Here is a 25,035-nt window from a genome sequence, read left to right on the forward strand (position 1 = left end):
AATTTCGTGTGTTAGGCCACGAACACCAGGATCATGGCGATAACGAACGCCAGCAGACCCAGAAGTTCCGCCGCGGCGAAACCGATGAACAGACGACCCTGCTGGCCATCAGCAGCGCCCGGATTGCGCAGCGCGCCTTCGAGGAATGCGCTGAACACGTTGCCCACACCGAGGGCGGCGATGCCCGCACCGATTGCGGCCAGGCCAGCACCGAGCAGCTTTGCGGCTTCTGCGTCCATGTCGTAAACTCCCTTGTCAGATCAGATAAAAGTTGAGGAAAATCTCAGGTGAAACTTAGTGCAGGTTCTCGGCATCGTTCAGATAGACCGAGGTCAGCAGCGCGAACACATAGGCCTGGATGACCGCGACCAGCATTTCCAGCGCGCTGATGCCGATCATCAGGATGAAGCTGGCGGTGCCGACGGTCAGACCCAGCGCCGGCGAGGCGTTGGCGCTGTTGATGACGAAACCCGCCAGCACCTTCAGCAATACGTGGCCAGCGGTCATCGCGACGAACAGTCGCAGGCCAAGGCTGAACGGACGCACCATGAAGGAGACGAGTTCGATGAAGAAGAGCGGCACCACCATCGCGATCGGCGTGCCATGCGGCACGAACAGCGAGAAGAAGTGAAAACCATGCTTCCAGAAACCGACGATCAGGACGATCGAGAAGCTCATGATGGCGAGCACGCCGGTCGCCGTGAAGTGGCTGGTGAAGGTGAAGGGGTGAAGCCCGACCAGACCCAGCGGCAGCAGACCCAGCAAGTTCGCCAGCAGGATGAACATGAAGAGCGAGAAGACATACGGGATGTACTTCCGGCCCTTGTCACCGATATTGGCGATCAGCAGGTTCTTGATGAAGCCGGTCATATATTCGACCGCCATCTGCCAGCGACCGGGGACCAGTTCACGCTTCATGCCGCCGATCACGAAGACCCACAGCACCACAGCGGCGAGCACCATATAGAGCGCGCTGTTGGTGAAGGCGATGTTGAAGCTACCCAGCGACCAGTGATCCGTACCGAACAGGGGTTCGATAGCGAACTGGTGCATCGGATCGATCTTGCCGGATTCTGCCACGTTGACCCCTGTAACGCTTAATATCTTAGGACTAGGAACGAAGCGCCTTATCGTTCGGGCGGCTTCGTCGTCGTCAATCTGATGATGTTCCTGAAGGCCGCCACGATCCCAAGACCGAGGAAAACCAGCAGAAGCCAGGGTGTCGTGTTGAACAGCCGGTCAAGAACCCAACCAATCAACGCACCACCGACAAGACCGCCGATCAGTTCCGCCAGCACCCGGTTGCCCAGCCGCGAACCATCGTCCGCTGCCTGTTCCGTGGCGCCTTGCCTGACCTTCTCGACATGCTCGGCCTGCGCGATCCGCTCCTCCAAAGAAGCGATCCGCGAGTCCTCGCCCGCCTGGTCCTGTCCGGGTGTGTCCGCTGCCATACATCGTCTCCATCAGGCTTTACAGCCCGTGGCGTTCGGCATGGCGCTTGCGGCTGCACCCGTCAAGGCGAGGCCCCTCTAGGAAGGCATGGATGAAGTGTCAACCCCGACAAAAGCGGCTGAAATCGGCCTTTCGGACAATATAGGGGCGCGATGGGTTCGGGGGGTTGTGTTAAGCTATTTTCCTATTTAGCTAAATAGGAATGGACAAGATCTTCAAGGCGCTGGCATCCGAACCGCGCCGCCGCATCCTGGAATATCTGGCGGTCGAGCCGATGACCGTGGGCGAGATCGCCGACAATTTCGAGATGGCGATGCCGTCCATTTCCAAGCATCTGGCGGTGTTGAAAGCGGCCGGCGTGGTGCGCGAACAGAAGCGCGGGCAATATGTGCTCTACTCGCTGGTGGTGGAGGCGCTGACGGGGCAGTTATACGGGTTTCTGGCGCCTTATTGCGGGGACGCGCGACGGATTTTGGACGCACGGCCGAAGCGAAGGGGGCGAGATTGAGGGGGTTAGGCCGGGATGACGTTAGGATAAGGCGACAGCGTTGGACGGGAAGCGGATAGTCAGCGTTCGCGCCTTAGGCGCATTATTGGTTCACGCGGAGACGCAGAGACGCGGAGAATATATGCGTTTCCTCCGCGTCTCTGCGTCTCCGCGTGATTCATTTTTGTCTGCGGCACTGATCTGGCAAAAGGTTCGCCTTCGATCGTCACCGGCAATTATCTCTCCCAAATGAAAAGCGGAGCATTTAGGCCAGCAAAAAAGGCGCGGTAGCCGGGCCACCGCGCCTTTTCGTCATTCTCAAACCCGCTGCGATCAGCCGGCCGTTGCGCAATATCCCGGCAAAGCGATAGCCCCCGCGCCCTTGGTTTCCCAGGCGCCGGCGCCGATGCGGTAGACCTGGCCCTGCTTCACCCGGCTGCTAAGCGTCTGGCAGCCGGTGGCGGCGGCGACATCTTGCACCGTCACGCCGCGCTGGCCGGCCAGTTGCGTGTAGGCGGCGCGGCGCTTGATATTGATGGATTCGACTTCCGACCGCACATCGGCGCCGACCGTCCCGGCGATGCCGAGATAGCCGTCCGCCTGCTCGCCGACCGTGCCGGCCGACATGGCGGCGGCCACGGCACCGGACTGGGCGCGCGCGGGGGCGGTCATGATGAAACCGCTGGCCAGCGCGACTGCGGCGCCGGCGGCCAGGATCAGTAGCTTGCGTGTCATTGCGGGAACAACTCCGGATTATTCTGGATAAGATCCTGCGCGTCGCGTTGCAGCTTCACAACCACTTCCTGCTGGACCTTGACGTTCAGGTTGATTTCGATGGGCTTGTCGGGCGCCTTCACCTGGATGCAGCCGGTGAGGGCCAGCCCGGCGAAACCCGCCATCATGATCGTTCGCTTGTTCATTTCGGCTCCCCGTTTGGCACCTTGTCGCTTTCCAAAGGCTGAACCGCAAGCCCCTGCACCGTTTTCGATCGCATCTTTTCCTGCGCTTGTTCGCCAATCTTGTCACGGATCGTCTGGGTGGGATCGATGAAGGACTGGGCCGTGCCCAGCAGACCGCGGAAAGGCGCCTGTACGCGCACGTTGAAGATGAAGGGCAGGCCGATGAAACTGCGGCTGATACCCGAAGGCGCGTCGCCCAACTTGCCCCGGTTGACGCCGTTGAAGACGACGTTGGTCACCATTTCCCCGTCCAGCGCGCCGTCCATCAGGATGGTGAGGCATTTATATTGCAGATCCTTGAGCGCGTCGAAGGCCATCTTGCCCATCACGCCGACCTGCTCGTTGGAGACGGGGCCGACATAGGAGAGGACGCCCGACTGGCGCGTGGGATCGCAAGGGATGGTCGGCAGCACGCCTTCGGGCATGATGAGCGGGGGCATGCCCTGCTGCCGCGCGACCAGCACGCCGCCTGCGACCCGGCCACCCTTGGCATTGAAGATCAGCGGCATGATGCCGTCGAACGTGCCGGTGGCGGAGACATTGTCCAGCTCCATCGCCTGGATGAAGGCGCCCGCGTCCAGGCCGATGACGCGGAAGGTCAGATAGCGATCGACATCCTCGCCGAAATTCATCGTCGTGGGGAGCAGGTCCAGCTTGCCGCCGGAGAAGGGCCAGCCGCCGCCTTCGATACGGACTTTCTGCCCGGCCTCCAGATGATAGCGGACCACGCCGTCATTCACCTCGACACCCGGATTGACCTTGGCGATGCGGACTTCCTGCCCCGGCGCGGTGATGAGGCCGATGAGGTCTGTGAAGTGGATTTCGCCGGACAGCCCCTGGACCGGGCCGAAAGCGGCGGCGAGATTGGCGTTGTCGGTGCGGAAGGTGCCGGTGCTGGTGACATTGGATCCGGTCCAGTCGATCCGCCCCTGCCCCGTCACCTTCGCATTCACATTGGCGACGACGCCCAATGCGATCGGGGTGATATCCTCGGGCTGGAGCGCGGGGCCGAAATTGAGGTCCGGGACGGTCAGGTCGGCATGGCCCTTCGCGCTCGACAGGTCGTGGACGATGGCGGTGCGGGCGACCAGTGCGCCGCCGCGCGGAGCGGTGAGCGATCCGCTGGCGGTGATGCGGCCATCCTTCATCGCCAGCGCGAAGTCGGGCGAGAGCAAGGGTACGAAGCGGGCCGGGGCCTGCGAATCGCGCACGGTCACGGACGCGCGGAAGGCGAGCGCGCCTTTGACGAAGCTCCAGTCGCCCGCGCCCTGCTCCATGATGAGCGGTACGGCGCCGATCTGGCCCCCTGCCCCGCCGACCTTGCCGGCAAAGCCATCCTTCGTCGCCGCGCCGTCCAGGGTAGCGGCGGCGAGGCGGACGGTGGGCGCGTCCTGCGGGCCGATGGTGAGCGCTGGATTGGCGAGCGCGAAGCCGGTGCGGCCAAGGACCATGCGGGCATGATCGGCGGTCAGGCGCATGGGGTTGTCGCCGTTGCGGCCAGCGAGGGCGAGGTCGCGGATCTCCGCGCCGCCGCTGGTGCCGGCGGGACCGGTGGCGAACATCGCGCCGCCGACCGGGCATAAAGTCTGGCGGGTCTGGCCGAGCGCGAAGGCGCCATAGCGGGCCTCCACCAGCGAGACGGGGACGCAGGACGGGTTGATCGATAGCGCGCCATTGGCGGCCATGCGCCCTTCGACCGGCAGGCTGAGGCCGCGCAGGCGGCCGTCGGGCAACGGGCCGTCGAGCCGCAGCGCGGTGGAGAAGCGGGTGGCGCCGTTCGAGTCGGCGGTGAAGCGGACCCGGTCGAGCGCCAGCCGCGCGTCGCCGGCGGCATAGGGATCGACGAACAATTCGCCGCCGAAGCCGCCGCTCGGCCGCCGCGCCAGTCGCAACGCGGCATTGGGCAGGCCGCCCCCACCGGTCTTGAGCGCGCCGTCGAGCGACCAGTCGAGTCCCCCCTTCCTGCCCGGCCAGGCGAGCGTGACGAGGCTGTCCTGCGCCAGGCCGATGCGGGCGCCGCTGCGCGCGTCGAGCGCGGCATCGGTGACGACCACGCTGCCGCCGGACGGTTTCTGGACCAGAGCGAAACGGGTGCGCAGGCGATTGGCCCTGCCCGCGCGATTGACGGCGTCGGCCAATTGGGTGGCGAGCGGGCCGACCGGCGTGCCGGCCGCTGCCGTGCGCAGGCTGGCGAGCGGATCGCGATTGCTCATGTGGAGGTCATCGCCCGACAATGTGCCCTTCAGGCTGTTGCCCTGAGCGTCCAGCACGAAGTCGCCCGACAGGCCGGCGTCGCGCAGCAGTGCCCCCTGCGCCGTCAGCGCTTTGGCGGCCATGCGCAGATTGCCGCTGGTGCGGGCGGCGCGGCCATCGAATGCGATGCGGCCCGAGGGCGCGGCCATGACGAAGCCCCTGCCTTTGAGCGCATCGCCCGACAGGTCGACATGCCCCTTCCAATGGTCGAGCGCCTGGCTGAGATTGAGGTCGATGACGGCGGCGGGTCGGGCGATCGCTGCGCCGGCATCGCGGCAGGCGAGCGCGTCGGCGCGGACCGGGCCTGAGAGAGTGGGCTGGCCCTGCCGCATGGCGATATCGACCATGGCGGTGGCGCGCATCAGGCCACAGCCCGCCAGTGAAGCGCGTGGCATGGCAGCGGCCAAGCGGCCACGGAAGCCCGATTGCAGATTGCCGGCGCCGTCCAGCTGCATGCCGACCCGGCCGGCATCGGTATCGAGCGTCAGCCGGGCGTCGGCGATCGACACGAGAATGTCCGGCACGCTGAAGGGGGCGGTGGAATCGGGATCGCGGAATTTGTCCAGTTCGCCCAGACGCAGCACGCCGTCCTGCAGGGCGCCGCGCATTCGGACGCCACCGGCGCGGACCGCCGCAACCTGCGGCGTCAGGCCGGCAAAGGCGATATCGACCTCCACCCAGCGCGCCGTCAGATCAGGCCGGGCGGGATTGCCGAGCACGATATTTTCGATCCGCTGGGTGCGGAACCCGACATCGACCAGATCGTAATTCGCCTGAACCCCGCGCCTGTTGAGTTCGCGGCTGACGAAATTTTCTGCAATGGGCGCGCGCTGCGTCCAGAGCCCGACCAGCACCAGCGCGAGCGACCCGGAGCCGACGCCCAGCCAACGCAGCCATGCCCGGCGAACCGTTTCTTCGCCGTCCTGTTCTTCCATGCTTATGGCCAACCCCGGCTTAATTCGACGCAGACGTCCGTAACGGACGCATAACGTCCTTGCGCCCTTAAATATCCTTGCCCCACGATTCCGCAACGCATAGCGTCATCGGGGCTGATGAAGGGGGCGATATTTGGCCGATCAGGATGACAAGATCGCCCATGATGGCGCGGGCCATCGCGCCCGGTTGCGGCAGAAGCTGGCGGATAGCAGCGGCGAAGCGTTGCACGACCATGAACTGATCGAATATCTGCTGGCGCTGGCCATCCCCCGGCGCGACACCAAGCCGCTGGCCAAGGCATTGCTGCGCGAGTTTGGCGGGATCGGCGGGCTGATGACCGCCGATTGGACCGCGATCGCGCGGGTGCCCGGCATGGGCGACACCAGCGTCGCGGCGATCAAGATCGTGCAGGCGACGGCATTGCGGATGCTGCGCAACGATGTGGCGACGCGGCCGGTGCTGGCCAGTTGGCAGGCGTTGCTCGACTATCTGCGCGCGGACATGGCGTATCTGAGCGTCGAGCGGGTGCGGGTGTTGCACCTCAACAGCCGCAACATGCTGATCCGCGACGATCATATGGGCGACGGATCGATCGATCAGGCGGCGATCTATGTGCGGGAGGTGATCAAGCGCGCGATGGATCTGGGATCGGCGGCGCTGATATTGGTGCATAACCACCCGTCGGGCGATCCATCGCCCAGCCGGCAGGATATCGACATTACGCGCCAGATCGTGGAGGCCGGCAAGCGGCTGGGCATCGCCGTGCATGACCATATCATCATGGCGGCAAGCGGGCATACCAGCCTGCGGGCGCAGGGGTTGCTTTAAACGAACCCCATCATCCCAGCGCACGCCAAGATGAGACTTTACTCTTTCCGTTTAGCAGGAGCGTCATGCCGGCTTTAGCCGGCATGACGCAATTTTGCTTCAGCCGTTGAAGCCGAAGTTCAAAAATTCCGGCATCGGGCCGTTCCAGCCATCGTCCGGACCATCATCGACAGGATCGTGGCGACGGCGCGGCGGCGGCGCGGATGCGCTGCGGTCGGGACGCGAATCGCGCGGCTGCGTGTCGCGGGGGCGATCGTCTCGCGCGCGGTTGTCGCGGGGACGTTCTTCACGGGGACGTTCTTCACGGGGACGTTCCTCACGCGGCCGTTCTTCCCGTGCGCGCTCTTCGCGCGGACGTTCCTCGCGCGGACGCTCTTCACGGGCGCGCTCTTCCTTGGCCCTGGCTTCGCGCGGCTTGCGCTCCGGACGCGCAGCCCTGCCCTCTTCGCGCTTTTCTTCACGCGCCGGTTCGGCACGCTCTTCGCGCGCGGGCGCGCTGATATATTCGATCTTCGTGCCGATCAGCTTCTGGATATTGTCGATCGCCTCGGCATCTTCGGCCGTCACGAACGTGTAGGCGGTGCCGGTCGCGCCCGCACGACCGGTGCGGCCGATGCGGTGGACATAATCGTCCGGATGCCAGGGCGCGTCGAAGTTGAAGACGTGGGAAACGCCCTTGATATCCAGCCCGCGGGCCGCGACGTCCGACGCGACGAGGATGTTCACCTTGCCCTCACGGAAACGCTCCAGCTCGGCGATGCGCGAGGACTGGTCGATATCGCCATGGATTTCGCCCGACTTGAAGCCGTGGCGTTGCAGGCTCTTGTTGAGATCCCGCACCGTGGTCTTGCGGTTGCAGAAGATCACTGCGCTGGTGACGTTTTCCGCCTCCAGCATGTCGCGCAGCGCATCGCGCTTCTTGCGCGAATCGACCTTCACCAGTCGTTGGGTGATGTTGGTGGAGGCCGTCGCCGGACGCGCCACTTCGATCGACTTGGGGTTGGACAGGAATTTGTCCGCCAGTTTCTTGATGACCGGCGGCATGGTCGCGGAGAAGAGCAGGGTCTGCCGCTGCGTGGGCAGCTTGGTGCAGATTTCCTCGATATCCGGGATGAAGCCCATGTCGAGCATGCGGTCGGCTTCGTCGATGACCAGCATCGAACAGCCATTGAGCAAAATCTTGCCGCGACCGAACAGGTCCATCAGGCGGCCCGGCGTCGCGATCAACACGTCGACGCCCTTTTCCAGCGCCTTGAGCTGATCGCCCATCTGCACGCCGCCGATCAGCAGCGCCATGTTGAGCTTATGATATTTGCCGTATTTCTCGAAATTTTCGGCCACCTGCGCCGCCAGTTCGCGGGTCGGCTCCAGGATCAGCGAGCGCGGCATCAGCGCGCGGGCGCGGCCATGGGCGAGAATGTCGATCATCGGCAGCACGAAGCTGGCCGTCTTGCCCGTGCCCGTCTGGGCGATGCCGATAATGTCCCGCATCATGAGGACGGACGGAATTGCCTGCGCCTGGATCGGCGTCGGTGTGTCGTAACCGGATTCGGTTACGGCCTTGAGCAATTCGTCGGAAAGGCCGAGATCGGCAAAAGTCATTCAATAGTCCGGGACAGGAGGCTTATCCGTCCTGCGCGGATGCGAGACGGAAATCCGCCGCGCATTGCGAAAATATTGGCCACTTGTCAAGAAAATCGCGCAAATGAAAGGCTATGGCGCACGATCAGTCATCTTCATCGACCGGGATGAGGCGACGGAAACTGTCGATCGCGCAGCTGAGGCCGCTGCGCGCCTGCAATTCGTCCCTGCCCGAACAGAGCGAGCCGTCAGCGTCCGGCTCCACATAGAAGCCCGAATAGAAGCCGGTCGAGTCGCAGCCCCGTTCGAGCCGGGCCCGATAGCGATGATCATCGGCCAGTATGAGGTCCACGCCATTGTCCACGACGATGCTGGCGCCACGGATCGAGCGCAACGCGACGCAGCGCGGCCCCTTCTTTTCTTCCCAGCCATTGCGCGCATCGGGCGCGATTCGCGCGGGCGCGCGCCCTTTCTTCACCATCGGCACGCGGATGATCACGCGCTGCTGGATGGACAATTGCGCCCATTGGACCGGGTCGCCGGTCGATGCGGAAATCAGCAGCAATATGGAATGAACCAAGACGGACCCCTTTATGGGACGAATACGCTATTGGCCGATGGTTGAACCGTCGATGAATTCCGAGGCATAAGCCCGTCCCATGATAGGACAAGACATGATCGACCGCTTCGTCGCCCTGCTCGGCCCCAAGGGGGTCGTGACCGACCCCGACGATATCGCCCCCTGGGTCAGCGACTGGCGCGGCCGATATCATGGCGCGGCCGTCGCCATAGTGGCGCCGGCCTCTACGCAGGAAGTCGCTGCTGCCGTCGCACTCGCGGCGGAACTGGGCGTCCCGCTGGTGCCGCAGGGCGGCAATACGTCGATGGTGGGTGGAGCAACTCCTCCAGTCGACGGATCGGCGCTGATCCTGTCGCTGCGGCGGATGAACCGGATTCGCAGCCTGTCGCCGGATGACAATCTGGCCGTGTGCGAGGCCGGGGTGATATTGAGCGTGCTGCATGACGCGGCGGAAGAGGCCGGACGGCGATTCCCGCTCAGCCTGGGCGCGAAAGGCTCCGCCACGATCGGCGGGCTGGTGTCCACCAATGCCGGCGGGACGCAGGTGTTGCGCCACGGCACGATGCGGGCGCTGGTCGAGGGGATCGAGGCGGTGCTGCCCGATGGCAGCATCTTCGATGGGCTGGACGCGCTGAAGAAAGATAATCGCGGTTACGACATCAAACAGCTGTTGATCGGCGCGGAAGGGACGCTGGGCGTCGTCACCGCCGCATCGCTGCGGCTGGCGCCCGCCATCGCCGCGCGCGCCGTGGGATGGGTGGGTGTGCAGACGCCGGCCGACGCGCTGGCGCTGCTGCGGATTGCCGAAACCATGCTGGGCGACAGTGTCGAGGGGTTCGAGGTGATTGCGAACGAGACGCTGGGCTTCGTGCTGGGCCACATCCCCGGCACGCGATCCCCGATCGAGACGCGTACGCCCTGGCATGTGCTGATCGAGGTGGATCATGCCGACCTGTCCGAACCGGGGCCTTCCGATCGGCTGGAGGCGGCGCTGGCGGATGCGTTCGAGCGTGGCATTGCGATCGACGCCGCCATCGCGGCCAATGAAGCCCAGGCCGACGCCTTTTGGCGCATCCGCGAATCCTTGTCGGAATCGGAAAAGGCGCAGGGGCCGGCGCTGCAATATGATATCAGCGTGCCGGTGGCGAAGATGCCCGCCTTCATGATCGACGCGGCGCACGCGGCCGAGCAGGCGTTTCCCGGTACCACCGCGTCTTCCTTCGGCCATCTGGGCGATGGCAATGTTCATTTCCATGTACGCGCGCCCAAGGGGACCAGCGACGGGCCAGCCTGGATCGCGGCGCAGGGGCAGGCGATCAACGCCTTCGTCCATGATGCGGTGGTCGCGGCGGGCGGCTCCATCTCCGCCGAACATGGCATCGGCCAGATGAAGCGCGCGGAGCTGGGCCGCCTTTCAACCCCGGCGCGGATCGGCGCGCTGCGCGCGATCAAGGCGGCGTTCGATCCCAAGGGCCTGTTCAATCCGGGCAAGCTGATCCCGCTGCCCGAAGAAGGCTGAGAGTCCGTTTTGAAAAATGCGCGAAAGAGCGCATTTTCGATGCGGTACCGGCCCGCTCCCCCGCCCGGCCGCCCAGACATGGTACCCTGATGGGCGGTCGGGCGGGGGAGCGGGCCGGTGCGGATGCGCCAAGGGCGCATTTCCGAACAGCCTCTGAGCGCGGGTCGCCTACAAACAGATTGCCTCCATCGGGCAAGGCCATTATCGCCCTGCCCCAATATCAAGCCCGCGGCCCGCATGAGAAAAGCGGTCCGCACGTAACAGGATGACCCGAAATGGCCAGCGCGCCCGCGAATAACCTGCCGATCTTCTACAATGACCTTCAGCCGCTCAGCAGCGTGGACCATGTCGACTATCGCACCAAGCCGGTCGATTCGGCGCCGTTCCTGACGACGCAGCATGCCATTCCGCTGACCGTGGACGAATTCGTCCCGGCCCAGCGTTTCGCCCCGATCATCTTTTCGGCAGGCGACGACAGCGTACCGCTGCTGCTGATGGGCCTTAACGAAGGCGTCAACGTCTTCGTCGATGACGAAGGAAAGCTGCGTGGCCCCGCTTATGTCCCGGCCTATGTTCGCCGCTATCCCTGGATGCTGGCCAAGCTGCGCCCCGACAGCGACGACCTGTCGCTCTGCTTCGATCCCACCACGCCCACCATCGGTGCGTTCGAGGACGGCCAGCCGCTGTTCGAAGATGGCAAGCCCAGCGAGCTGACCCAGGGCGTGATGAAATTCTGCGAGGATTTCGAGCAGGCTGCCGCCCGCACCGGCCAATTCGTTCGCGATCTTCAGGACATGGACCTGCTGATGGACGGCGAAGTTGCCATCCAGACGCCGGTCGCCGAACAGCCCTTCGTCTATCGTGGCTTCCGCATGATCAACGAGGAAAAGCTGCGCGACCTGCGCGGTGATCAGCTGCGCAAGATCAACCAGAACGGCATGTTGCCGCTGATCCATGCCCATCTCTTCTCGCTGCAACTGATGCGCGAAGTGTTCGAAGCACAGGTGTCGCAGGGCAAGGGGCCGATCGAGGCCCCCGCCGTCGAAGCCGCGCCGGAAGCGGCCAACGCCTGAATGAGAAATTAACCCGAAAGGGTTTGAAAAATTGATAGAAAAGGCGTCGCATCGCCCCTTGAAAGGCGATGCGTCCTGCCCTATCTATAAGACATGCGATGCACCTGCCCCCCTTTCGGGTGTGTCGTATGGGCGTCTCCCCCTTTGGAGGCGTCTCCTCCCTGAACCTTGGCCACCCCATGCTTGCATGGGGTGGTTTTTTATGAGCTGCCCCGGATGGGCGTGGGTTTCGCTTGACGGGGCCAGCCCCCCTGCCTAAAGGCCAGCCCCTGCCGATCGCCCGGAGCGATCCATGGCCCCTTCGTCTAGCGGTTAGGACGCGGCCCTCTCACGGCTGAAACACGGGTTCGATTCCCGTAGGGGTCACCAGCAACATCAACACGTTATGGCGCATTGACGGGCGACGAAATCGCTACGCCGCTCGTGAGGGATTGCGCTGTTCGCAGCCCATGATCAGTGCCAGACGTCATCGGACGGTCTTGCCCCTGCTTCAGGCCCTAGGATCGACGTCGACAATCCAGATGACACCGAAGCGGTCGGTCAGCATGCCGTAGAGCGGCGACCAGGCGGACGGGGCCATTGGCTGCTGGATTGTAGCGCCCTCGGCCAGTCCGGCCCAGCGCTGTCGGATTTCGTCCATCGACGATCCGCGCAGCGAAACATAGAAGGCGTTGGTTCCCGCGTCATGATCCTGGCCCGCGCGCACGTCGAACGCCATGATCCGGAAACCATCATCGGCGACGACCTGGCCCCAGATGATATGGTCCGGCGAATGGCCGAGTTCCGGTTGCCCCATGGCGGCATAGGTCATCAGCGCCTGCTCGCCGCCGAATATCTGCTTGTAAAAATCGAGGGCCGCGCGGGCCTGACCACGGAAATTGAGATGGGTGGTGACGGCAAGGGTCATGCTTTTGCTCCTGAATGGTCGGCGACATTCGCTTTTGTCGCCCAACTCCCGCATAGCTGCCCCCAACTGCCATTTTCCGTCAGTAGGCCCATGTCGCGTTCCGCTCGCCTCCTTCAACTGCTTCACGCCATGCGGACCCTTGCGGGACCGGTAACGGCAGCGCGCCTGGCAGAGGAAACAGGCGTGTCGATCCGCTCTCTCTATCGTGACATCGATGCGCTCCGCAGCGCGGGTGCGCAGATCGAGGGCGAGCGCGGCTATGGCTATCGTCTGGTCGAAGACCCGGCGCTGCCGCCGCAGATGTTCGATCAGGACGAGATCGAAGTCCTAGCGCTCAGCCTCGCCGAAGTCCGCGCCTGGGGCGATCCGGCTTTGGCACGTGCCGCAGATTCCGTGCTTGCAAAGATCGCCGCCACGCTGCCCAGCGTGCGTGAACGACAATTGCTGCACGCGATCGCGCAGGTGTTCCGCCCGGAACCGCGTTATCTTTCCCCACTCGACCTGGCGCCTTTGCGGTCGGCATGCTGGCAGGAGGAAGCGATCGACATCCATTATGTCGATGGCGATGGCGCGACGAGCGAGCGGACCATCCTGCCGCTGGCCCTATTTTACACCGAAACATGCGTGACCGCGCTCAGCTGGTGCTGCCTGCGCCAGGACTTCCGGATGTTTCGCACCGATCGGATGACGGAGATACACCCTAACGGTACAAGCTTTCGACCGCGCCGCGTCCCGCTGCTTCGCGACTATCTCGCGCAGTTGGAGCAGCGACGCGGGGCCAAAGTCGATGAAGGCTAAGCGATATTTTTCCTAAGCGCTGCATTAACCAAAAGCGCTAGGCTCATTTTTATGAGCGGGGCTTATTCCGGCAGCGGGGATAGTGCTGAGGATATTACATAAAGTGAGCAAGACAATTGCACGCATGGTCCCGGCCTTGCTGGTCGCCGCCGTCGCGATTACAGGGACAACGCCCGTCGCCGCCGATGTGGTGACGAGCAGCATCCATATCCGCGGCATCGTGCCCACGATCTGCAACGTTCGCTTCGGCGGTGCGATCGCCAATGTCGAGGGCAACGCGATCAACCTCGGCATGATGACGCAAATGTGCAACGATGCGGCTGGATACAAGGTGGTGCTGCACACGCCCGCCGGCCTCAACAACGCAACCTTCGTCTATGGCACGATGCGCGTACCCCTGTCGGAAAGCGGCGAAACGGTCATCATCGACACCAATTCACCGAATTGGAGCCGTACGCCTGCCGAAATCCAGTTGGGCGGATCGGAAGAATTGCCGGACAATTTCGCACTGCACATTCAGGCCGAGCCTAAAGGCACCATCTACTGACGCGCTGGTGCTGGTCATAGCGGCGGCGGCTTGTTGTCGATGCGGCACTGACCGGCGACATAGCCGTCATTTGGCCTGAAGGTCAGCGTGATCGTGTCGCTATAGTCGCCCGCAGGCTGGCTTTTGACCGATGTGCCGTCGAGCGTGACCTGCACCAACCGGCTTTCGCCTGAGGGCATTGGCGTTACCGGACATTGCATGGTCGCGTCGCTCGTCACCTGCAGACCGGCGATGCCCAGCCTGTAGCCGATGTTCCCCTCCCCCGGCCTGCCGCGTTGCAGGCGCAGGCCATTCTGGCTGCTGATATCGACGGCATAGGGCAAGGTGCTCATCACCGACACCGATACGCTCTTCGTCAGGTTCGACGCCGAGCCGAGCGTACCGAAGGCGATTTCGCCATGTTGCTGCCCTGCCCCGCCGACGAAGGCGGAGACGATCCGTGGAATGTTGAGGGACAATTCCATCAGCCCGTTAAACTGATCCAACTGGCTGCCCAGATCGTCGCGGCCGGCGAAACATTGATAGCGGACCGCCAGCCGTTCGACCTGACGCCCCGCAATCGCCGTCTGGCCACGCGGTATGTTCAGGCGAAAGACGGTCGTTTCGGTATTCTGCCGTCCGTTGAACATGATCATGGCGGAGTTGAGTTCGGTGATCGCCTGCGCCCCGGTCACGAAAACCGGGCGCCGCTGATCCTGCACCCAGTCGATCCCGTAATCGGCAGGACCGTTGACGCCGAATTTGGGCATATTGCCCTGCGGCGTCGTATCGACCAGCAGGAAACGCACGGAGGTCACGGCACTGGACAGTCGCGTGGCCCGAACGGTAAAATTGTCCACTGCGTCGTTAGGGCGATAGGGATTGTAGACCTTGTCGACGCCGCGGCCCAATATCTCGAACTCGACACATCGGGGCTGGCTTGTCTGCGCATGGACGGCCGGGGCCAGGAACGGGAACGCCAGACTTGCGCAAACGGCAAGGAAGCGGAGGTTGAGGCTCATGGCGTACCTTTCAGCGTGACATCGCCCAGTTTTACGATGGCTTCGGACTTGTCCGGGATCGATATGATGATCTGCGATCGCGGCTCGGTCGGCATTTCGATGCGCCACTGGCCCGGTCGCAAACCGGACAGGCCGAAACGGCCGGCGCGGTTGGTGAATATGGTGAGCGGCGGCTTGTCGGCCTTACCCACTTCATACGCCAGCCCTGCCAGCAGCGAGATGGGTTGGCCGTCGTCATCCAGCAGGCGACCGATCGCCGTCATCGAATAGTCCGACCCGACCACGACCAGATAACCCGACTTGTAGGGCGGGTAGACACGCACATTGCCCGCGCCCAGATCATAGCCGGCGGGCGCCTTGGGCGCGTCGAAGGTGACGACCCGGTCGGAATAGGATGAAAGATCGTTGGCGACCGCGCCGCCCAAAACGCCCGAACGGGACGAATATTCGCCCTCGCGCGGTTCGACCTCGACCGACGTTCCCTTGAGAGACTTGTGCGGCACCACGAGGGCGAAACTGTCATAGACCGGTCGCGACAGGCCGACATGCCCATCCGCCAGAACCAGCGCCGTCCCGACGCGCAGCGAGGTCCGCTGATCCGTGACGTTGAACCCGCCATTGTCGAACGCGGTGCTGTGCGCCAGCGAAAGCTCGGCGCGGTTGGCGGTGTAGCTGACCGCGCCGTCCAGTCCGACCGCTCCCTGGCCATAATCGACATTGCCCGAAATGGATGTCGCGCCGACGCCGCTGCCTGTCGACGTCTGATATCCGACGCGCCCGCGTTCACTGCGCGAGTCAAATTCGGCATTGGCGCTGGATCGTTCGCCCATCCGATAGGTCAGGTTGAGGCGCAATCCATAATCGCTGCCGAACGTATTGCGCTGTTGATAGATGCCTTCGGCTTGCAGGTTGAGGCGCGAACTGAGGCGATAGCCGTAGGAAAGGCGTGCGGATTTCTCATCGCCGAAACTGCCGCGCCCCTTGGAATATCGGCCGTCGATCGACACGAACTGCAATTCGCCGATCGCCTGCGAATAGGTGGCGCCGACTTCGAACAGATAGCGATTGTCGGGGCTGAGATCACCCGGTGTCGCGAAATCCTTCGTGCGCGTCTCGAACGTCAGGGCAAGCGACTTGCCGCTCGACCCGGTGCCGCCGAAAGTGCGCTGCAACCCGACATTGACGGCGAAGCCGCTGCCGATCCGCTTTACATGGGATGCCGCAAGATCGAAGCCGATCGTTCCGAGCGGCGATGCCCAGACCACTTCGGTGCCGACCACCGCGCCATTGCTGCGCGCGTGAAAATTCGCGCCGCCAGTGAAGGTCTGGGAAAAGCCGTGCCGGATATAGCCGTTGGCCGCCGGACTGCTGATCTGATAATCGCGGCCATTGCCGGCAAAAGGCGCGAGCACGCCGGCATAGATGCCGAACTCGGTCAGTCCCGGTTCCAGAAGCGTCCTGTCGAAAAACAGCGAGAAGGACACGCTTTCCTGACGCCCGGTATCGTCGGTAATCAGCAGCCGAACGTCGTTCGCCCCCTGAACGAAGGGAAAGTCCCGGACATTATAGGTACCCGGTTCCAGACGCACCTGCCGCACCGGCTGACCATTGATGAAGGCTTCCACCATCGACGCACGCGCCAGCGTGAAGGTACGGTCGCCACGCGGCTGCACATTGCGTTGCGGTTGCAGCACCGAATAGGTGCGCGTCATCGACAGGCCCGCTATCTGCGAGGAACCGGAAAAGCCACGAGATGCGGGCTGAAGATCGCCCAGAGTGAAGCGCGCCAGCAATTTATTGTCGTCATAGACGAGACGCGAACCTTCGCGCCGGAACTGGGTCGGCCCGCCATTGCCGGCACCGACCTGAACGGTACCTTCCCCTTCGAACACGACGCCGGCGACGCGCGCTGCCCAATCGGTTTCGATCAGCGGATCCTGAAATCCGCGATCGCTGCCCATCCATTGATAGCCGAAACTGCCGCGCAGGTTTACATAGGCCGAAACGCCGGCCGGCTTGTCGACATCACCGACAAGGTCGGACCCCAATTGCGCCAGGCGTATCTGCCGCGCGTTGCGCGCTTCGGGCGGAATATCCACCGTGAGCGCGATCGCCTGCGAATCGTAGCTGATAACGAAACCCAGCGAGGCAATCTGCTCCACCGGAACATCGGCGGCGGCACCCAGCGCGGTGGCGAGCGCTTCATATCGGCCCGGCGCGATGACCGGTTGCAACGCGGCGAGCAGGCGCGGCGCATTCACCAGAATATGATCGTCCTTGGTCAGGACGAAAGGCACTTCGCCCAGCAGGAATGCGCCGTCGCGCAGGGGCGCCGACAACATGATATCCCGGTTGGTGGGGTTCAGCCTTTCCGGTGGCGCGGCGGCCGACGGTTCCGACGCTGCTCCATTGGCAGGCGCGCCGGAAGCCCCCGCCTGCGCCACGAGGGCGACCGGCAGGATCGGCAGATGGGCAGCAGACGGCGTTGTCAGCGCCATCAAAGAACTGCCTGCCATCAGCGCGGGTGAAAGCCTTTTAGCGAGATCGAGGCGAGAATATCGCTTCAACTGTCCCCCCTTCGACCGGTAATTCGATCGGCGTCTGCAACCGCCGCTTTTGGCCTGGCCCCACAAGCCCGTATCCCATCTGCTGCAATATCTCGGCACCGGTCAGCGTCTGGCGCATGACCTCCTTGCCGCTGGCATCCTTCTCGCTGATCTTCAGCGTGCCCTCCGAAAGATACCCGTAGGTGTTCGACTGATTTTCCAGGTTCAGGGTCAGGCGCACCTTGCCATCCTCACCCTTCGTCTGCTCGGTGCCGGCCACACGCACTTCGGGCTTGGCACCCGGCGCGCCCACGCTGACGATGACCTGGAAATTATACAGGATCTGGACGGCGGACTGGCCTTCCGGCAGCTTCACAGGCAACTGCGCGACCGTCAGGAAGAAATGCTTGCTGGTCGCGATCTCCGGCTCGCCAACCCATTGCACCCGAAAGGATTGGGTCCGACCCGGCTGGATCAGTGCTTGCGGCGGGAAGATCAGCAGATCGTCGGCATCGCGCGTGCTGGCGATAAGTCCACCATCCTTGAAATCCGCCTCCACCGCCTTGAGTTCGACGGGCAGCGCGGTTGCGAAGCTGTTTTCCACCGTGACGACGGCGGACATCCGCCCGCCGGCAGTCGACAGATCGACGATGACCGGTTGCACGGTCATGGCCTGCGCAGCGGTACCGGCAAGGCAGCAGGCGCTCATCGCGGCAAGAGACAGGGATGTAAGGAGGGAGCGTATCATATGTCTGGGTCCGAACGTCAGGAAGTTGCTTCGATCTGGATGATGATCGTGTCGCTGTAGATGCCCGCGACCAGGGGCGTGCCGCCGCCGGGTATGGCAATGCGCACGTCCGCGCTGCCCGTTGCGGCATTGGGGATCGCGACGTCCATCATGCGCGCGCTGGTCGTATCGAAAGTCTGCGTGCCGCCGGCCCATCGCAGTTCCAGCGTGAAGTCCAGCCGCGAACGGAATGGCCCATCGGTGCCGGTCACGGCCGGGTTCACCAGGCCGCCGCGCTGGCTTTCGACATGGATGCTGTGCGCGGTGTTGCAGGTGATCGGGAAGGAGATCGCGACGTCCACCGCGTTCGGAACGCCCGTGGTCCGATCGAGAAAACCGCTTTGCAGGTCGACATTCACGTCGCCCGTCGTGCCCACCGTGACCGTCGCATTATTCTGCCGGACGGGATTGGGCTGGCGCATGACGCATGCTGGCGCGACGCTGCCTTCGAAGGACAGATCCCGCCCGCCCACGCCGTCGCTCTCCGACGTGGTGCCGCCCGTCACGCCTTGTGCCGCGACGGGTGCGGGCAAAAGCAGAAGCGGGGCGACGATCGCTAGAAGAATGGACGGCTTGGCCATCATTGCGGTCCCAGCGTTACGGTGATGATGTCGCCATAATCCCCGGCCAGCAGTGGCGCATTGGCGGGGATATTGGTCGTCCCCGGCAGGATGCGCAATTTCAGGCTGAGCGTGCCGGAATTGGCGACGAGCGACGTGAAGCCGGCGGCCTTGGGCGACCGGGTCCGCGCGTCGGCGTCCAGTTCCGCCGCTTTTTCATTCCAGGCGATACTGGCGAGATAGGGCACGGCATTGGCGAAGCCGGCAGGCACAGGCGCATCGACGCTCTGGCGCCACAGTCCGTTGTTCCGGCTTTCGATGCTGACCGAATAGGCATGGTTGCAGACGGCATCGAAGGCCAGATTGGCCTCCGTCCCGCGCGTCGTCAGGCTGATCGGATCGGTCAATGTGTCGATGCGGATGACCCGACCGTTGATCGACGCGATGTTGATGCTGGCGTTGCTGCCATCGATCCGCGGATCACCCAGGATGCATAGGTCGGGCACTTCGCCGGTCACGGGGAATGTGGCGGTCGACACCGGGTCCGACGTCGATTGGGCAAAGGCCGGCGTCACCACCAGGCTTGCCACCATCAGTGCCAGAGAAGCGATCGGACGCATCATGGCGTGGGCCTCAACGTGACGATCACCGCGCCGAGATAAGAGCGGCTTGCAACGGGTCGCAGGCTGGCCCCGTCGCGCATCCGGAAATCCGTGAGGCTGATGGTGATGGACGTGACGCGCGGTTGCGGCGCGGTCTGGATGGAGGAGGATTGCTCGCTCGCCCCATCAGTGCGAAACGACGCCGGCGTCTCGCTCCAGCCACTCGCAGCGGCGGTAAAATGGACCGCACCGGCAAAGCCTTCACGCAATTGCGCCGTGGCATTTTGCGGCGCCAGTTCCACCGCCCGTATCTCGATCTGCGACGGGGCGTTGCACCAGGTGTCGTCGATGATCCGATCCGGCGCGGTCATGTTGCGCTTCAGATACCCCGTCGACACATCGACCAGTACCCCCATGTCGAAAGCCTCCCGCGTCGTCGATGCGCCGCCGATCTGACAAAGATAGGGCACACGACCGCTGACGCTCAATTGCTCCTGATCCGGGCCGACATTGTCCCCTGCCGCGCTGGCAGCGGATGTCCAGATCAGAAAAGCCAAGGCGAGGAATGCGCGCAGAATATGATCCCGTCGAAAAGAAAATGGGGAGCGGCGGGGATCGCCGCTCCCCTATTCATCAGGTTCCCGGCGTCAGCGTGATCTTCACGACCGACGAATAGGCGCCCGCCACGAGGCGGCGGCTATTGTCGATAGCGAAGCTGCTGCGCGGACCGGCCGAGCTGTTGGCGGCAGTCACCGCGCCCGACGTGGCGTTGTCAGTTTCATTGCTGAAGCTGATCAGGTTGCCCGAACCGGTGGCGCCGAAGCGACCCAGCGCGCTCTGACCGACGGTGCCGGGACCAAAGCCCTCACCATCGGACGTGCCTTCATTGGCGGGCGGTGCGGACTGATCCGCGCGCTGGGCGCCTGCGACCTTCATCTCGATGTCGTAGATGACGGCGCGGGCAAAGCCGTCGCTTCCTACGCCAGCCCCTGCGCTGTCCAGCGACAGGGAGGTGCGGCTGAGGTTGAGGCTGTTGGTGCCACCAGTGCACCAGGCCTTGACCGTCAGATTGTTCAAGGCCGATGCGACGCGTTCACCGATATTGGTGTAGGCAAAGCCGTTCGCGTCCGTGATGCTGTCGGCAGGCAGCGATACCGCCGCCGAACTGGCGGTTAGGTCGCACTTGGCCGGGTTGGTCGCGCTGATGACGACCGATGCGCTTTGCAGACCGGTATTGTCATCCGTCTGCGCGAACGCGGCGGTCGAGAGGCCGACCGACGCCAGAACGGCAAAACCGGCGATAGAAAATTTCGTCATGTCATGTCCTTTCAGGCAAAAGGCCTGATGACGCAGCATGCGCCATCAGGCTTTCCATGCTGGGATCAGACGCCCGGCTGGATCGTCAGCGTGACGGTCGACGTGTAGTCGCCGGCGATCACGCGGGTGGCAGCGTAGGTGGTGAAGCTGGCGGTCGTACCATCGGCCGACGAAACGGCGTTGGTAGCGATCGATGCGGCGTTGGCGGCCGGATTGGCGAACTTCAGGGTCTTGGCAGTCGTGGCACCGAAGCGGGTCCAGATGCTGCTGCCGGTCGGGCCGTTCGACGTGCCTTCATACTGGCTCGAGCGGCTGCCGAGCGTGTTGTCGGGATTTTCGACCGACACATCGTACAGGATGCCCTTCTGGAAGTCGCCGGCGCTGCCGCCGCCACCGGTGGTGAACGCCGTGCGGGTCAGCGTCACGACGTTGCGCGCGCCGGTGCACCAGGCGTTGACGCCGGCATTGTTCAATTCGGCAGCGACCAGCGTGCCGACATTGTTGACCGGAACGCCGTTGGCGTCGGTCAACACGTCACCGGCCAGCGTGAGCGCGGTGGTCGTGGCGGTCAGATCGCATTTGGCGGGGTTGGTCGCGCTGACGACGACCGAAGCGCTCTGCAGGCCGGTGTTGGTATCGGCCGTCTGCGCGAAGGCGGGAGCCGAGATGCCGGCAGCGGCGACGAGCGCGAGCGCGGTCAAGTTGATGGATTTCATGGTCAATATCCTAAAAGGCTGAATAATAATATGATCCGATCGCAGGGACCGGGATGGCGATCAGCCACCCCGGCCCGCTATCGGGCGATCAGACGCCCGGCGTGATCGCGATGGTGACGGTCGAGCTGTAGGTGCCGGCAATCACACGCGTTCCGGCGAAGGTCGTGAAGCTGCTGGTTGCGCCATTCGCGGAAGCCGGTGCGCTGGTGGCGATCGGCGTGGTGCCGGGGAAGGACACGAACTGCAGTGTCTTTGCGGCAGTGGCGCCGAACCGACCATAGGTCAGGCCAAGCGTCGGGCCGTCTTCGGTATTTTCGTTGCCGCCAACGCCCGAAGGATCCTTGACGCCGACGTCATACAGAATGCCCTTCTGGAAATCGCCGGCGCTGCCGCCGCCGTCGGTGGTGAAGGCGGTACGGCTCAGAACGAAGCCGTTGTTCGCGCCGGTGCACCAGGCATTGACGAGAGCAGCGTTCAGGCCTTCAGCCACCTTCGCCGAGACATCGGCAGCCGGGAAGCCGTTGGCGTCGGTCAGAACGTCACCGACCAGAACGACGGCGGTGTTGGTCGCCGTTACATCGCACTTGGCAGGGTTGGTCGCGCTGACGACGACCGAAGCGCTCTGCAGACCGGTGTTGGTGTCGGCTGCCTGCGCAAAAGCGGGAACAGAAATCGTCATGGCAGCAAGAGCGGCCGAAGTCATGAGAGTCTTACGCATCATATTTCTCCAGATTATAACGAGAACATAGTCTTGTTGGCTTATGCGTACCCGTAACTACTCGCGGATATTCGTCTTTCGCGATCCGCATTATCTTCCTCTCAACGATCGAATGCATTCGAGACTGAGAGAATATGACGAAGACGTTCGCCGCTCATGTTCGCGGCCCGACGACGACCGTCAAAGTATCCTGATAGGTGCCAGCGGCGCGGCGGACGGAATCTTCCCCCCCCACCCAGCTCACGATCATCGCGCCTTCGCGACGGATCGCGGTCCTGCGACCCGACGACATGCCGGTGCCGGCTTCGCGACCATAAAATTCGCACTTGCCGCCCCTGCCGGTCAGCGACCGGGACGTGCAATTTTCAGACAACATCTGCGCCCCATCGGTCGAAACGACCAATGAAACCGAATAGGCTTTCTCGCTGGAGAAGCCGTCTGACAGTTGACCGTCAATATCGCGCATCGCATCGACATTGTTTTCTCGGCGGCGTAGCGCACCATTTTGCGAACTAACACCGATCGCAAATGGTGTATTGCAATCTATCTTGAAGGGAAATCGCAGCAGTTGCGCCTTATCAAGATCAGGCACAATTGAATCGACGGACGAAGCATCCCGCGAAATACCGCAATGCTCAGCGATCGTCGCAGTCACATCGATTCGGACCGTATCTTCGGCCATTACTTGCGGAACTGCGCAAGACACAGCAAAGATCAGCGCACAACCGCGCAATAAGGAAAACATGCCGCGCATCCCCATTTATCGAACTTCGAATTCATCAAGACCGACTCGATGAAAACTCATTCTGTAAATGGGGAGTTAATGCCGTCCTGATTTCTCCACATCCCCAACATTGGTGAGGCCGAATGTGAAGTTGCTGGTTAACCACGTTAAACTAGGCGATTTGGCAAATAGCGTTTCACTATGGGACGATTAGGGGATCCGGTATAAACTTACGCGGTTGAACAGCGCTTCCCGCGAAGAAACGCCCAGCTTGGAATAAATGGAACGGATATGCGATCGCACCATATCCAGCGAAGTCGCATTTTCCTCTGCTATATGATCGGCCACCATGCCCTGCAGCAATTGCCGCAATATCTTGTCCTCTGCCTTTGTGAGGATGAAGATAGATTTGAGATCGGCATAGCGCATCTGATCGACCCGCCGATAGGATATCCCGCAGACCAGCGCCTTATCCGGGGAACTGAGCCGCTGAACGACAAGCGCATAGCGTGTCGATCGATCCAGATCGCTGACGGTGCCTGAATTACCCGACACGACGCTGGACAACATCATTTGCGTCAAACCCTGATCGCAGGCCTTGTCCACAAAAGCGAAAATATCCCCTCGCTGCTCTATGCCATCGCCACTTTCGACAAAGGCGCGCGAAGCGGCATTTTGCCATATGATGTAATGATTCATATCCAAGATGACACGCGGATAAGGATCGCTGTCAATCCATTCGCCAAGCAGCGCGGGCACATCATATCCCGTCGCCGTTGCCGCAAAAAACGGCTTCGCCATATCCCCCCCACATTATTACACGCCGTCCAGTGCAACCCCCGGCGCATCTTTGCCGGTTAACCATAGCTTTTGTCAATTGATCCAAATTGCTCTATTTTTTTTCTTATCGCGAGGCTGCGTCACCATGCCCAACATTTGCGCCACCTCAGCTTGCCCTGCTGAAACAACGGCTCTACCTCGCCTATGTAAAAGTTTGATGATATGAAAATGTAGGACGATAATGTGGGTGAGGATAGCCGCAGGATCATCATCGGCGCAGGGATCGAAGGAAGCCTCCTCGCACTAGCCTTGCGACTCCTGCGGCCTGACGTGCCCTTTCGCCTGATTGCGCAAGGCCTGCGCGTGCCGCCAGCGATCATTATGCCCGTTTGCCTCACAGGGATCGACGAAGACGTCCGTGCGCTGCTCGACCCGCTGATCATTCGCCATTGGACCAGAGCGCGCCTGTCGTCCACAAACGGCATTCAGACCATCGACACCGACATATGTCTCGTCTCGCTCGACCAACTGATCGGGGAAGTGGAAGACAATGTGCCAGCCGTGTGGCGGGAGGCAGGGCCCTATATCGCCCATGCCGACCATGATGCCAGGCCGCCGATCGATACGCGCGAAGGACTGTATACCGCCGGAAGCGAACTGGCTTGTCGCGTCACGCATCGCATTGCTTCTCTAGATGGAAAGCCGCTGGATCATCCGGTCCTGCTCGACCTGTCCCTGCCCGTCGAGGATGGCGCGCTACTGCAATATTTCCCGCTCGGAGGCGATCTGATTTTGGTAAGATCGCTCCACTTGTCCACGCCGACATCGGACGGCAACCGGCCCAGAGAGGAGGCGCCCGATGCGTCACCAGGCCAATATGGCAACGGCCGTCAGCATTTTCTGGAATATGTGGGCAACCACGGCAGCCGGCATGCGCTGGAACGCATCATCGATCGCGCCAGCGCCGCCCCGCTCTTGCCGGACGAAATCCCACTGCTTGTGCCGTCATCTCTTCTATCGGCCGCGCGATGGGCAATGGAGCAAGCCAATGCCTTTTAAAGGGAAAGCTCGTCCATAGCCTCCCGCATGGCAGCCTGTCCGCCGGTTACTGAACAGGCAGCAGGCTGGCTTGGTATCGCATCTGGTGTCGTGCCCTGGGGTTTCGTCAAGGCGGCAATCCCGTTCTTGCGCCACCGTCAATATATTGGGGCAAGCCTGTGGTCTGCCCCCACCGAGTGGACCGATTGGTTTGTTAGTGCATTAAGCGCATCGCCGCCATATCCGGACGGAGGTGGAGCGAAGCGGAACCGGAGGCCGGATATGGCGGTGTCGCCGTTTCCGGTGCCGGTGGCCGGTAGCCCAGG

General features: G+C 62.8%; 28 protein-coding genes and 1 tRNA gene. 8 read left to right on the plus strand and 21 right to left on the minus strand.

The genetic code is table 11. From position 1 onward, the window contains the following. Positions 1–11 precede the first annotated feature (11 nt). The 3 genes from F4U95_RS16995 to F4U95_RS17005 all read right to left on the minus strand — a co-directional run bounded on the left by F4U95_RS16995 (position 12) and on the right by F4U95_RS17005 (position 1,451). Complete coding sequence (locus tag F4U95_RS16995; protein WP_006961951.1) at positions 12–239, minus strand: F0F1 ATP synthase subunit C; 228 nt, start codon at positions 237–239, stop codon at positions 12–14. Positions 240–294: 55 nt separating this feature from the next. Beyond that, complete coding sequence (locus tag F4U95_RS17000) at positions 295–1,053, minus strand: F0F1 ATP synthase subunit A (protein WP_484588293.1); 759 nt, start codon at positions 1,051–1,053, stop codon at positions 295–297. 74 nt (positions 1,054–1,127) lie between these two features. Then, positions 1,128–1,451 (minus strand): AtpZ/AtpI family protein, encoded by a 324-nt coding sequence (locus F4U95_RS17005; protein WP_150426522.1) that lies wholly within the window; start codon positions 1,449–1,451, stop codon positions 1,128–1,130. 203 nt (positions 1,452–1,654) lie between these two features. On the opposite strand from F4U95_RS17005, the gene F4U95_RS17010 reads away from it, so the two are divergent. Next, on the plus strand, positions 1,655–1,960 hold the full coding sequence (locus tag F4U95_RS17010; protein ID WP_150426523.1) for a metalloregulator ArsR/SmtB family transcription factor: 306 nt from the start codon (positions 1,655–1,657) through the stop codon (positions 1,958–1,960). A 312-nt stretch (positions 1,961–2,272) separates the two neighbouring features. Here F4U95_RS17010 and F4U95_RS17015 read toward each other — a convergent pair whose 3' ends face one another. From F4U95_RS17015 to F4U95_RS17025, 3 genes are read right to left on the minus strand one after another with little or no spacing between them, the layout of a single operon-like run. Further along, positions 2,273–2,674, minus strand: a complete 402-nt coding sequence (locus F4U95_RS17015; RefSeq protein ID WP_120249923.1) for a YdbL family probable chaperone protein — start codon at positions 2,672–2,674, stop codon at positions 2,273–2,275. Next, positions 2,671–2,859, minus strand: a complete 189-nt coding sequence (locus F4U95_RS17020; protein WP_120249922.1) for a YnbE family lipoprotein — start codon at positions 2,857–2,859, stop codon at positions 2,671–2,673. The genes F4U95_RS17015 and F4U95_RS17020 overlap by 4 nt, the downstream gene beginning before the upstream one ends. Then, a complete protein-coding gene (locus F4U95_RS17025; RefSeq protein WP_150426524.1) occupies positions 2,856–6,086 on the minus strand; it encodes an intermembrane phospholipid transport protein YdbH family protein in 3,231 nt (1,076 codons plus the stop codon). Before F4U95_RS17025 ends, F4U95_RS17020 begins: the two co-directional genes overlap by 4 nt. Before the next feature lie 133 nt (positions 6,087–6,219). Here F4U95_RS17025 and radC point away from each other — a divergent pair, with 133 nt between their 5' ends. After that, the gene (gene radC / locus F4U95_RS17030; RefSeq protein ID WP_150426525.1) at positions 6,220–6,915 is read left to right on the plus strand and encodes a RadC family protein; all 696 of its coding nucleotides are present in this window, start codon (positions 6,220–6,222) and stop codon (positions 6,913–6,915) included. Between the two features lie 99 nt (positions 6,916–7,014). Here radC and F4U95_RS17035 read toward each other — a convergent pair whose 3' ends face one another. Beyond that, positions 7,015–8,517, minus strand: coding sequence for a DEAD/DEAH box helicase (locus F4U95_RS17035; protein ID WP_150426526.1), 1,503 nt, complete (start codon positions 8,515–8,517; stop codon positions 7,015–7,017). A gap of 124 nt (positions 8,518–8,641) precedes the next feature. Beyond that, positions 8,642–9,076, minus strand: coding sequence for a hypothetical protein (locus tag F4U95_RS17040; RefSeq protein ID WP_120249918.1), 435 nt, complete (start codon positions 9,074–9,076; stop codon positions 8,642–8,644). 79 nt (positions 9,077–9,155) lie between these two features. On the opposite strand from F4U95_RS17040, the gene F4U95_RS17045 reads away from it, so the two are divergent. From F4U95_RS17045 to F4U95_RS17055, 3 genes are all read left to right on the plus strand, one after another. Continuing rightward, the gene (locus tag F4U95_RS17045) at positions 9,156–10,595 is read left to right on the plus strand and encodes an FAD-binding oxidoreductase (RefSeq protein ID WP_150426527.1); all 1,440 of its coding nucleotides are present in this window, start codon (positions 9,156–9,158) and stop codon (positions 10,593–10,595) included. A 275-nt stretch (positions 10,596–10,870) separates the two neighbouring features. After that, positions 10,871–11,668: a SapC family protein gene (locus tag F4U95_RS17050; RefSeq protein WP_150426528.1), complete on the plus strand. Its 798-nt coding sequence runs from the start codon at positions 10,871–10,873 to the stop codon at positions 11,666–11,668. Positions 11,669–11,962: 294 nt separating this feature from the next. After that, a tRNA-Glu gene (locus tag F4U95_RS17055) sits at positions 11,963–12,037 on the plus strand. Between the two features lie 121 nt (positions 12,038–12,158). On the opposite strand, the gene F4U95_RS17060 is transcribed toward F4U95_RS17055, so the two are convergent. Then, the gene (locus tag F4U95_RS17060; RefSeq protein WP_150426529.1) at positions 12,159–12,575 is read right to left on the minus strand and encodes a VOC family protein; all 417 of its coding nucleotides are present in this window, start codon (positions 12,573–12,575) and stop codon (positions 12,159–12,161) included. Positions 12,576–12,665: 90 nt separating this feature from the next. Between F4U95_RS17060 and F4U95_RS17065 the strand changes: the two genes are divergently transcribed. Both F4U95_RS17065 and F4U95_RS17070 read left to right on the plus strand, forming a co-directional pair. Continuing rightward, complete coding sequence (locus F4U95_RS17065) at positions 12,666–13,373, plus strand: helix-turn-helix transcriptional regulator (protein ID WP_150426530.1); 708 nt, start codon at positions 12,666–12,668, stop codon at positions 13,371–13,373. Between the two features lie 103 nt (positions 13,374–13,476). Further along, on the plus strand, positions 13,477–13,920 hold the full coding sequence (locus F4U95_RS17070) for a hypothetical protein (RefSeq protein ID WP_150426531.1): 444 nt from the start codon (positions 13,477–13,479) through the stop codon (positions 13,918–13,920). Between the two features lie 14 nt (positions 13,921–13,934). Here the strand turns inward: F4U95_RS17070 and F4U95_RS17075 are convergent, their stop codons facing one another. The 11 genes from F4U95_RS17075 to F4U95_RS17125 all read right to left on the minus strand — a co-directional run bounded on the left by F4U95_RS17075 (position 13,935) and on the right by F4U95_RS17125 (position 23,692). Further along, positions 13,935–14,921 carry a hypothetical protein gene (locus tag F4U95_RS17075; protein ID WP_150426532.1) on the minus strand — a complete coding sequence of 329 codons (987 nt, stop codon included), beginning with the start codon at positions 14,919–14,921 and terminating at the stop codon, positions 13,935–13,937. Further along, positions 14,918–17,419: a fimbria/pilus outer membrane usher protein gene (locus F4U95_RS17080; RefSeq protein ID WP_150426533.1), complete on the minus strand. Its 2,502-nt coding sequence runs from the start codon at positions 17,417–17,419 to the stop codon at positions 14,918–14,920. Before F4U95_RS17080 ends, F4U95_RS17075 begins: the two co-directional genes overlap by 4 nt. 37 nt (positions 17,420–17,456) lie before the next feature. Continuing rightward, a complete protein-coding gene (locus F4U95_RS17085; RefSeq protein ID WP_150426534.1) occupies positions 17,457–18,215 on the minus strand; it encodes a fimbrial biogenesis chaperone in 759 nt (252 codons plus the stop codon). A gap of 17 nt (positions 18,216–18,232) precedes the next feature. After that, positions 18,233–18,835 (minus strand): hypothetical protein, encoded by a 603-nt coding sequence (locus F4U95_RS17090; RefSeq protein ID WP_211364660.1) that lies wholly within the window; start codon positions 18,833–18,835, stop codon positions 18,233–18,235. Beyond that, positions 18,835–19,437 carry a hypothetical protein gene (locus tag F4U95_RS17095; RefSeq protein ID WP_150426536.1) on the minus strand — a complete coding sequence of 201 codons (603 nt, stop codon included), beginning with the start codon at positions 19,435–19,437 and terminating at the stop codon, positions 18,835–18,837. The genes F4U95_RS17090 and F4U95_RS17095 overlap by 1 nt, the downstream gene beginning before the upstream one ends. Continuing rightward, the gene (locus tag F4U95_RS17100) at positions 19,434–19,973 is read right to left on the minus strand and encodes a hypothetical protein (RefSeq protein ID WP_150426537.1); all 540 of its coding nucleotides are present in this window, start codon (positions 19,971–19,973) and stop codon (positions 19,434–19,436) included. Before F4U95_RS17100 ends, F4U95_RS17095 begins: the two co-directional genes overlap by 4 nt. Positions 19,974–20,049: 76 nt before the next feature. Beyond that, the gene (locus F4U95_RS17105) at positions 20,050–20,733 is read right to left on the minus strand and encodes a hypothetical protein (protein ID WP_150426538.1); all 684 of its coding nucleotides are present in this window, start codon (positions 20,731–20,733) and stop codon (positions 20,050–20,052) included. Positions 20,734–20,798: 65 nt separating this feature from the next. Next, the gene (locus F4U95_RS17110) at positions 20,799–21,449 is read right to left on the minus strand and encodes a hypothetical protein (RefSeq protein WP_150426539.1); all 651 of its coding nucleotides are present in this window, start codon (positions 21,447–21,449) and stop codon (positions 20,799–20,801) included. 88 nt (positions 21,450–21,537) lie between these two features. Then, positions 21,538–22,128 (minus strand): hypothetical protein, encoded by a 591-nt coding sequence (locus F4U95_RS17115; RefSeq protein WP_150443128.1) that lies wholly within the window; start codon positions 22,126–22,128, stop codon positions 21,538–21,540. 193 nt (positions 22,129–22,321) lie between these two features. Next, complete coding sequence (locus tag F4U95_RS17120) at positions 22,322–22,921, minus strand: hypothetical protein (protein ID WP_150426541.1); 600 nt, start codon at positions 22,919–22,921, stop codon at positions 22,322–22,324. 180 nt (positions 22,922–23,101) lie between these two features. Then, positions 23,102–23,692, minus strand: coding sequence for a helix-turn-helix transcriptional regulator (locus F4U95_RS17125; RefSeq protein ID WP_150426542.1), 591 nt, complete (start codon positions 23,690–23,692; stop codon positions 23,102–23,104). Between the two features lie 360 nt (positions 23,693–24,052). Here F4U95_RS17125 and F4U95_RS17130 point away from each other — a divergent pair, with 360 nt between their 5' ends. After that, entirely contained in the window at positions 24,053–24,730 is a 678-nt protein-coding gene (locus F4U95_RS17130; protein WP_150443129.1) for a hypothetical protein, read from the plus strand. Between the two features lie 193 nt (positions 24,731–24,923). On the opposite strand, the gene F4U95_RS17135 is transcribed toward F4U95_RS17130, so the two are convergent. Next, positions 24,924–25,035: integrase catalytic subunit (locus F4U95_RS17135; protein ID WP_150426544.1), on the minus strand; the 112-nt coding region annotated here is incomplete at its 5' end.

Origin of the sequence: Sphingobium limneticum (genome assembly GCF_008710165.1) — a bacterium.
GTDB classification, from domain to species: Bacteria; Pseudomonadota; Alphaproteobacteria; order Sphingomonadales; family Sphingomonadaceae; genus Sphingobium; species Sphingobium limneticum.

What these genes read in the sequence shown, in the direction of transcription:
- F4U95_RS17125 (WP_150426542.1), bottom strand. Translation starts at nt 23,692, where the DNA reads ATGGCGAAGCCGTTTTTTGCGGCAACGGCGACGGGATATGATGTGCCC.
- F4U95_RS17035 (WP_150426526.1), bottom strand. Translation starts at nt 8,517, where the DNA reads ATGACTTTTGCCGATCTCGGCCTTTCCGACGAATTGCTCAAGGCCGTA.
- F4U95_RS17020 (WP_120249922.1), bottom strand. Translation starts at nt 2,859, where the DNA reads ATGAACAAGCGAACGATCATGATGGCGGGTTTCGCCGGGCTGGCCCTC.
- F4U95_RS17085 (WP_150426534.1), bottom strand. Translation starts at nt 18,215, where the DNA reads ATGATACGCTCCCTCCTTACATCCCTGTCTCTTGCCGCGATGAGCGCC.
- F4U95_RS17005 (WP_150426522.1), bottom strand. Translation starts at nt 1,451, where the DNA reads ATGGCAGCGGACACACCCGGACAGGACCAGGCGGGCGAGGACTCGCGG.
- F4U95_RS17115 (WP_150443128.1), bottom strand. Translation starts at nt 22,128, where the DNA reads ATGACGATTTCTGTTCCCGCTTTTGCGCAGGCAGCCGACACCAACACC.
- F4U95_RS17090 (WP_211364660.1), bottom strand. Translation starts at nt 18,835, where the DNA reads ATGGCCAAGCCGTCCATTCTTCTAGCGATCGTCGCCCCGCTTCTGCTT.
- F4U95_RS17105 (WP_150426538.1), bottom strand. Translation starts at nt 20,733, where the DNA reads ATGACGAAATTTTCTATCGCCGGTTTTGCCGTTCTGGCGTCGGTCGGC.
- F4U95_RS17060 (WP_150426529.1), bottom strand. Translation starts at nt 12,575, where the DNA reads ATGACCCTTGCCGTCACCACCCATCTCAATTTCCGTGGTCAGGCCCGC.
- F4U95_RS17120 (WP_150426541.1), bottom strand. Translation starts at nt 22,921, where the DNA reads ATGCGCGGCATGTTTTCCTTATTGCGCGGTTGTGCGCTGATCTTTGCT.
- F4U95_RS16995 (WP_006961951.1), bottom strand. Translation starts at nt 239, where the DNA reads ATGGACGCAGAAGCCGCAAAGCTGCTCGGTGCTGGCCTGGCCGCAATC.
- F4U95_RS17045 (WP_150426527.1), top strand. Translation starts at nt 9,156, where the DNA reads ATGATAGGACAAGACATGATCGACCGCTTCGTCGCCCTGCTCGGCCCC.
- F4U95_RS17065 (WP_150426530.1), top strand. Translation starts at nt 12,666, where the DNA reads ATGTCGCGTTCCGCTCGCCTCCTTCAACTGCTTCACGCCATGCGGACC.
- F4U95_RS17000 (WP_484588293.1), bottom strand. Translation starts at nt 1,053, where the DNA reads ATGCACCAGTTCGCTATCGAACCCCTGTTCGGTACGGATCACTGGTCG.
- F4U95_RS17025 (WP_150426524.1), bottom strand. Translation starts at nt 6,086, where the DNA reads ATGGAAGAACAGGACGGCGAAGAAACGGTTCGCCGGGCATGGCTGCGT.
- F4U95_RS17080 (WP_150426533.1), bottom strand. Translation starts at nt 17,419, where the DNA reads ATGGCGCTGACAACGCCGTCTGCTGCCCATCTGCCGATCCTGCCGGTC.
- F4U95_RS17130 (WP_150443129.1), top strand. Translation starts at nt 24,053, where the DNA reads ATGCCCGTTTGCCTCACAGGGATCGACGAAGACGTCCGTGCGCTGCTC.
- F4U95_RS17095 (WP_150426536.1), bottom strand. Translation starts at nt 19,437, where the DNA reads ATGATGCGTCCGATCGCTTCTCTGGCACTGATGGTGGCAAGCCTGGTG.
- F4U95_RS17075 (WP_150426532.1), bottom strand. Translation starts at nt 14,921, where the DNA reads ATGAGCCTCAACCTCCGCTTCCTTGCCGTTTGCGCAAGTCTGGCGTTC.
- F4U95_RS17010 (WP_150426523.1), top strand. Translation starts at nt 1,655, where the DNA reads ATGGACAAGATCTTCAAGGCGCTGGCATCCGAACCGCGCCGCCGCATC.
- F4U95_RS17050 (WP_150426528.1), top strand. Translation starts at nt 10,871, where the DNA reads ATGGCCAGCGCGCCCGCGAATAACCTGCCGATCTTCTACAATGACCTT.
- F4U95_RS17015 (WP_120249923.1), bottom strand. Translation starts at nt 2,674, where the DNA reads ATGACACGCAAGCTACTGATCCTGGCCGCCGGCGCCGCAGTCGCGCTG.
- F4U95_RS17110 (WP_150426539.1), bottom strand. Translation starts at nt 21,449, where the DNA reads ATGAAATCCATCAACTTGACCGCGCTCGCGCTCGTCGCCGCTGCCGGC.